The 5,482-nt window shown below is 55.9% G+C and carries 6 protein-coding genes; 3 read left to right on the top strand and 3 right to left on the bottom strand.

Annotation, left to right across the window (positions count from 1 at the left end; translation table 11 throughout):
* Positions 1-731: 731 nt before the first annotated feature.
* From O6944_00180 to O6944_00170, 3 genes are all read left to right on the top strand, one after another.
* Positions 732-1,073, top strand: a complete 342-nt coding sequence (locus O6944_00180; protein MCZ6717569.1) for a helix-turn-helix transcriptional regulator — start codon at positions 732-734, stop codon at positions 1,071-1,073.
* On the top strand, positions 1,063-2,349 hold the full coding sequence (locus O6944_00175) for a type II toxin-antitoxin system HipA family toxin (GenBank protein MCZ6717568.1): 1,287 nt from the start codon (positions 1,063-1,065) through the stop codon (positions 2,347-2,349). Before O6944_00180 ends, O6944_00175 begins: the two co-directional genes overlap by 11 nt.
* Before the next feature lie 291 nt (positions 2,350-2,640).
* Entirely contained in the window at positions 2,641-2,922 is a 282-nt protein-coding gene (locus tag O6944_00170; protein MCZ6717567.1) for a hypothetical protein, read from the top strand.
* 165 nt (positions 2,923-3,087) lie between these two features.
* Here O6944_00170 and O6944_00165 read toward each other — a convergent pair whose 3' ends face one another.
* From O6944_00165 to O6944_00155, 3 genes are all read right to left on the bottom strand, one after another.
* Positions 3,088-3,369 (bottom strand): hypothetical protein, encoded by a 282-nt coding sequence (locus O6944_00165; protein MCZ6717566.1) that lies wholly within the window; start codon positions 3,367-3,369, stop codon positions 3,088-3,090.
* A gap of 569 nt (positions 3,370-3,938) precedes the next feature.
* Positions 3,939-4,142: a hypothetical protein gene (locus O6944_00160; protein MCZ6717565.1), complete on the bottom strand. Its 204-nt coding sequence runs from the start codon at positions 4,140-4,142 to the stop codon at positions 3,939-3,941.
* A gap of 206 nt (positions 4,143-4,348) precedes the next feature.
* On the bottom strand, positions 4,349-5,482 hold a 1,134-nt coding region (locus O6944_00155), incomplete at its 5' end, for an alpha/beta fold hydrolase (GenBank protein ID MCZ6717564.1).

The following is a 5,482-nucleotide window of genomic DNA, read 5'->3' as shown; positions in this document are numbered from 1 at the left end:
TGGCAGATGGTCACGCTCGCGATTGACAGCGTCCTCGATTGTCGCATCGATCTGGTCCTGTACTGCACCGTCTTTTGCAAAGCCGCCAGCCACTCATATGCTCCATAGTGCCAACTACACTTATTGTTAGTGTAGAGAAATATCACCACAAAGATAAAGGAATGACAACCAAGAAATTTGTGGACGATCAAAGCCGAGAATCCAGGATTTCGATGGCTTTTCGGAAGTTTCTTCCATCGGGGTTTCGATGACCGCGGCGAGTGTCCGCTATGGGTCGGAAGGGAAAAGGGGTCGGGAGTCTTTTTTAGCTTCCATCATCATTTGTTCGAAGCCGCCGTCGGGCTCGCAGGGTGGATTCCAGATGAAGACGTGCCGCCATTTTGCGCTCCCAGGGCCTAGCCCCAAAAGGCCGGCTGCGCTGCACACGCCGGCCCCGTGGCGACCCGGGATCGGCGAAGCATCGTCGCTTTCTACCGTACCTCTGCCCAATCACCAAGAAAAGACGCCCGACCCCTTTTTTCTGATTGAAGGGAGTAAGTAGTAGCCTGCCTGGTGATTTTGGGAGCATTATTGAATGTCCACTCTCGGCTATTAACGGATATAACTAGGTGCCCTTAAGAGGACGTTATCGCGCTTAAGGTGCTCTTGAGGGTACTCCCCTTGTGCTGGAAGAGCTTTTGATATATGCTCTTAAGAGCATTTAAAACGGCTTAAGGTACTCTTGAAAGCACATGACAGCCCGTAACCTCTTGACGACGGCCCCACCTTATCCGGTCGAACAGGCCCTGAAGCGGCTCGGGATGAATCTGCGTACGGCTCGGCTCCGGCGCAATCTGACCATAGAGGAGGTTGCAGAGAAGATCGGCGCAGGGCGCCGGGCTGTCATGGATGCTGAGAAAGGCAAGCCGGCCACGGGCGCCGTAGTCTACGTGGCTCTACTCTGGGCTTACGATCTTCTTGACGACCTTAATGAGGTCGCAGATCCAATCCGCGACATAGAAGACCAGGCATTGGATCTCGCTGGCGAACGATCTCGGGCCCGCAGTACGGAATCGCTCGACAATGACTTTTAACACCGAAGCCAGTGACTGCTACGTCTATATCACCCTTCCGGGCAAGACGAAAGCGGTTACCGCCGGACGGTTTGTCATGTCGACTGATCGACGGGGCACGCCGTTGGCACGGTTTATTTACGGAAAGAGTTATTTGGGGCGACAAGAAGCTGTGCCGATCGACCCCGTTGAGCTCAAACTCAGCAGCCGCACCTATCAAACCACGGCGTTCAACGGCGTGTTCGGTGCCCTGCGGGATGCCGGTCCGGATTATTGGGGAAGGCGCATCATTGAACGTCACGCCGGAAAACCAAAGTTGGGGGAGTTGGACTACCTTCTTTATTCGCCAGATGACCGCGCGGGCGCGCTCGGTTTTGGACGGAACCAGGCGCCTCCAGCACCACGGCGCAAGTTCAACCAGACACTCGAACTTGCAAAGCTGCAAATGATTGCCGACGCGATCATTGCTGATGAAGATCTGCCCAAGGGTGGGGGAACCGACCAGGTCGAAGATCTGCTATTAATTGGCACCTCAATGGGAGGCGCAAGACCCAAAGCCACCGTGGAAGATGAACAGGGGCTCTGGATTGCGAAGTTCAATCGTCCTGACGACCGGTGGAACACCGCACGCGTCGAACATGCCATGCTGGCGCTCGCGCGCACTTGCGGACTTCAAACTGTCGAAAGCAAGATCGTCCCGATCGCAGATCGCGACGTGCTACTGGTGAAGCGCTTTGACCGGGAGAAAACAAGAAATGGCTATTTGCGGGCACGCATGTTAAGTGGGCTAACATTGCTACGTGCAAAAGATACCTACCAGTCCCGGGACAAGTGGTCTTATATGCTTCTGGTTGAAGAGCTACGTCGTATATCCGCCGAGCCGCGTAATGATGCGCCCGAACTATTTCGCCGGATGTGCTTTAACGCCCTGATCTCGAACACCGACGATCACCCACGTAATCACGCTGTCAGCGCGAAAGATCGCGACTGGAAGCTGTCACCAGCGTACGACCTCACACCATCATCACCAGTAAGCATCGAGCGTCGCGATCTGGCGATGATCTGCGGAGACATGGGCCGCTATGCCCATGTGGATAACTTACTTTCGCAAAGCACGCGGTTTCTCCTTGATAGTGAAGAGGCGGAAGCCATCACCTCTCATATGGAGGCACGCGTTAAGAAGACCTGGTACAAGATTTCGCGGGCGGCAGGTGTATCTGAGAAGGACTGCGAACAGATTGCCGGTGCGTTCGCTTATCCGGGATTCCGACTGAAACGTCCAGTATCAGCTGCCTGAGTGGTAGCCACCCATTACCCGTAGCTCGAAGAATCTAGGTAGGCGACTAGGCCGAAATGCGTCGCGTCCAGCTTACTACCAAATTACGGGTTCGACGAAAATGTGCAGTAATGGTAATACTGCACGGAGGGGAAAAGGGGTCGGGAGTCTTTTTTAGCTTCCATCACCATTTGTTCGAGGCCGCCGTCGGGGTCGCAGGGTGGATTCCAGACGAAGACGTGCCGCCATTTTGCGCTCCCAGGATCTTGCTCCAATATATAGTGTATAGTCTCCAGAAAAGAGGTGTTGTCAATGCAGCACTTTGAAGTTGGAGATTTAGTACTGTTAATAAACGCTAGCTACAATCCCGATATCATTGGGCATGTCGGCACTGTTATGCATAGCGAAGATCATTTTGCCGGATTTGATAAATTCGGGCGTTATATTTCCGGCAACTATGTCGTCGTTGACCTTCCAGATGACGTAAACAGACATGGCACCACACTCTGGTATCTCAAACCAAAGCATCTCATCAGGATTACTCCTGACAACCTCAGCGAGACAGAAACAACAGAAACGCTGATCGCTACTTGAGGGCGAGGGGATGTCTACAAGGACGTCACACTGATCCTTTTGTTGATCACCTCAGTGAAAAAGGGTGTCAGGAACCGTTTTCTCTTAACGCATCGCTTATTCATCCACCTTGGTCAGCTTCTTGGAAAGCGGAAAAGAGGTCGGGGGTCTTGTCTTGACGCTTAATTACCCGTTCGACGCAGCCGAGTACTGGAAGGCGGCGAGGAGTGAGCCCGAAGGGGCGCGCAAGGGATGCGCGCGTGCGGCGTCAGCATATGGAGGTGCTGTTGACGCACCCCGAGCCGCCTGAAGCACGCAGGGAAGTCCTGAAGGGACCCAGTCGTCGGGAGGCGTTTCTTTGGGCACTTTCTTGTCGCCACAAGAAAGTGCCTCGGCTTCGGGTCCGAAAACCCGATTAAATTGAACCGTCGCTCCCGGCGACACCTCGTTTGCCCCTAGACCGGGCATCTGTTCTCTCTTCCCCCCAATCAATAACAAACGTGTTACCCTCAGCCCGAAGTCCAAGTGGGGCAAAAGGGCGAACTAGAAATTCCTTTTATAATAGGGCTTTAACCTTATATTTAACATAATATTAAATTCCCACGATACCTCTTCCCCAGCAAGCACTCACCGGCAACGCTTTGTCGTGCCCCGCTTATTTATTCTGCCCACTTGCCGGGCACCGGAACTCGATAGGAACCACGAGGCTTAGATGCGGTCATTTAAAAGTCAGTTACCCCACCGGTGGCTAACACAAGTGGCAGCAGCCGGTAAAACACACCACATACAAGTGAGTTAACGGTGGATTTTCATTGATGATTTCACGTCATCGCGCGAGATCCCCCATCGTCGCCTCGGTGAGACCTCTTGCCCATAACCACTCACCGGCAAACGATGATGGGCGCTCAATTGCCACACCTCTACTCCCGGGGGGAAAGCGCATAATGACGCCATTTCGCGCACGATCCATCACAAAAAAAGCCACCGCCGAATGATCGGGGGCAGCCTAACAGGTGGGAACTAAGAATTCGGGTCGACTACTCGCTTAGGGACTCCAATACGCACGTCTCTAACACCACGCCGCGTTTGATCTCTGGCCGCGCAAGACACTTGGCCTCAGCCAGTTCAAGGCTGGCCCGCTCGCTACGGGGATACGTTGGGTAGTAGTAGCTCAGGGCGCAGCCGCCGGTGGCGGTCAGCAGCCCCAGGAGCAGAATAAGCACGGTCAATCTTGCCTTCATAGTTCAATGGGTCCCCTGTTCACCTTCTCGGCCATGTATACGTTATTAACGCGCCAGCGGCCCAGACTGCTCGCCTCCAGCATCATTTACATATAAATCAATATGTTATATGAGATTCAGCCGCCCGGGTCCGCCGCATCTGGGGGCATGAGCCGGAAAAGCCACACCCGAAGACGGCGGGCGGATTGCTTGTCCCAGGGGGATTGTCAGGACGACGGGGCAAGGCCCCGGTCGATGGCCAGGTTCGAGCGGGGGGCAGCCAGACCGACAAACTCCAGCACACGCTGCTCCATGTAGGGGTAAAACGGGTTCCACCGAAGCCGCAGCATGTCCGCGGCGGATATCTGCAATACCCCCCGCTCGCCCCTGAGCTCAATCCTTCCGAGATAAATGCCCGGACTCTCGCCGGTATCCTGGCCCCCGTAAAGCGGGTCGTCTGTGGGAAATGGCAGGGCCACATGGGACAGCGAGTAGAGTCCCTCGGGCCAGGCTAGGTCCAGGGCCATCTCAGTAACCTCACTGTCTCCGGGTTCTTTGTGAATCACGATGAGGCGCTGACTCTCCTCGCTCTCGTTGGTCAGGAGGCTGAGGGCAAAGGGCAGGGTTCTATCATGCAGCATGGCTCCGACAACCGCCTCGGGATCATTCAGCAGAATATGCTCCACCTCGGCCGTGCGGTTGATGTCAAAGAGCACGAGCTCACGCCGACCTTCTGGAAGGCGGTCGAACAGCCCTTTAACCAGGGCTGGCGTCGATACCGTGGCATCGGCGACCGATTGAAATGCCAGCACCGGCGGAAAGCGGTCCAGGTCTCCGGCCGTGCCCAGTGTCGTGAGCTGTGACTGAATCTCGGCCGTCAGTCGGTACACCTGGTCACCCGCGTTCACGGCGAAGGAGCCGTACTTAAAGGGGTCGTACTCAGGCAGGATGGCGTTCCACGCCAGTTTATGGAGGCCAAGGAGGTAACCGAGCCGTCCCTGCCACACCGCCAGCGCCGTCACCGGCGACACCCCGATGGACGGCGATATCAGCACCAAGCCATCCACAGGCGGCAGCATGGGATCCTGCAGGCTCATGAGCGCATAGTGCACGGCCAGGGCGCCGCCGTTTGAGTAACCGACCAGGTAGAGCGGCTTATCACCGACCACCTCACGCAGGTGGCGCATGGCGAGGCCCACCGCTGCTGCCATATCCTGCCATTGCACCTGGACCAGTCCCGACGGTGCCGTGCCATGGCCCGGTAATCTGAGCCCCACCACCCAGGCACCGGCGGTATGCAAGCGCTCACCCACGCCACGAAGACTGTAGGGCGAGTCGGACATACCGTGCAACAGCAGGAC

The organism is Gammaproteobacteria bacterium, from assembly GCA_027296625.1.
GTDB lineage: Bacteria > Pseudomonadota > Gammaproteobacteria > JAKEHO01 > JAKEHO01 > JAKEHO01.
Note: the sequence above shows the minus strand (reverse complement) of the source record. Positions and strands in the feature narration are given on the sequence as shown.